A 1589-nucleotide genomic window follows, 5' to 3' on the forward strand; every position below is an offset into this window, starting at 1 on the left:
CCCCCCGTTACCTTTTTAGTAGCCCCTTAACGAGTAAGAATTGGGGTTGTTGGCCTGTCGGTCCCGGCATGATTAAGTCCCCCAGTCATTAATGATCCGGGGGGTGTTGTCACCGGGATTCGATAGGCGTCAGGGGATCGCTAATGGGGACCGGACCAGCGCAATGAATCACCGTGTGGGTCAGCCGTAACGTGGATGTCGAGCCTTGCCGCCGTGGGACACGCCAACACAGTTTCGCAGGACACAAATTCTGGGAGGTTTGCGTTGATCAAGGACCATGAACTCGTTGACATCTTCATCGGTGTTGACGTGGGCAAGAGCAATCACCACGCGGTCGCCATCGACCGCAAGGGCAGGAAACTCCTCGACCGGGCGCTGCCCCAGGACGAGGCCAAACTACGGGCAATCATCAAAGCAGTTGCCGGCAAGGGAACAGTGCTGTTGGTGGTGGACCAGCCCTCCACCATCGGCGCCCTGCCGGTCGCTGTCGCCCAGTCTGAGGGCATCATGGTCGGGTACCTGCCGGGCCTGGCCATGCGTCGCATCGCCGACCTGCACCCGGGCGAAGCCAAGACCGATGCCCGGGATGCGGCGATCATCGCCGAAGCCGCCAGGTCCCTGCCGCACACCCTGCGCTCCATCGTCGTCGCCGATGAACAGGCCGCGGAACTGTCGATGCTGTGTGGTTTTGATGATGATCTGGCCAAGCAGGCCACGGCCACCTCAAACAGGATCCGCGGGCTCCTCACGCAGGTCCATCCGGCCCTGGAACGGGTCGTCGGCAAGCACCTGGACCACCCCGCCATGGCCGAACTCCTGATCAAATATCCGACCCCGGAGAAGCTGCGCAAAGCCGGACAAACCAGAGTGACAGCTCTCCTGTCGCGCTATGCGCCGAGGGCCGGAAAGGGCTGGGCGCAGGACGTGTTCACCGCCTTGGGCGAGCAGACGGTCGTGGTCGCCGGCACCAACGCGGCAGGCATCGTCCTGCCGCAGCTTGCCAGCATGCTCAAGCAACTACGCACCTCCCGGGACGAGATACTCACCCAGGTCGACGCCCTCGTGGAGGCGCACCCTCTTCACTCCGTCCTGACGTCCATGCCGGCGGTCGGGGTCAGGACGGAGGCCCGCATCATCACCGAGGTTGCGGGTAAGGAATTCAAGACCGCCGGGCACCTTGCCTCCTATGCGGGCCTGGCTCCGGTGACGTGGCGGTCGGGCACCTCGATCCGCGGCGACCACCCCTCCAAGAAGGGCAACAAAAGCCTCAAACGGGCATTCTTCCTCTCCGCCTTCGCCGCGTTGAAAGACCCCTTGTCGCGCGCCTACTACGACCGGAAACGGGCCGAGGGCAAGCGGCACAACCAGGCCCTCATTGCCCTGGCACGGCGCCGCTGCGACGTCCTCTTCGCCATGCTCCGCGACGGCACATTTTACGAGGCGCCAAGCCCCAGGGCCGCCTGACCACCCACGACCACCAGCTGGCGGACACGCACGGTCAGCCGCTGGTTCCTGCCCGAAATCGGGCCTCCACTAATTCGAGAGAAAAATCGCCCCACCGCTTGACGAAGAACATAGGGACACCCCCC

General features: G+C 63.8%; 1 protein-coding gene. It reads left to right on the top strand.

All coding sequences use genetic code 11. The features are described 5' to 3' along the window. Window positions 1–195 precede the first annotated feature (195 nt). On the top strand, window positions 196–1464 hold the full coding sequence (locus tag AC50YA_RS23065) for an IS110 family RNA-guided transposase (protein WP_494984472.1): 1269 nt from the start codon (window positions 196–198) through the stop codon (window positions 1462–1464). Window positions 1465–1589: the final 125 nt, after the last annotated feature.

The sequence above is a fragment of the Pseudarthrobacter sp. RHLT3-21 genome (assembly GCF_059383495.1).

Bases quoted from the DNA above. Each gene is read 5' to 3' on its own strand.
- AC50YA_RS23065 (WP_494984472.1), top strand. From the start codon at position 196: ATGTCGAGCCTTGCCGCCGTGGGACACGCCAACACAGTTTCGCAGGAC.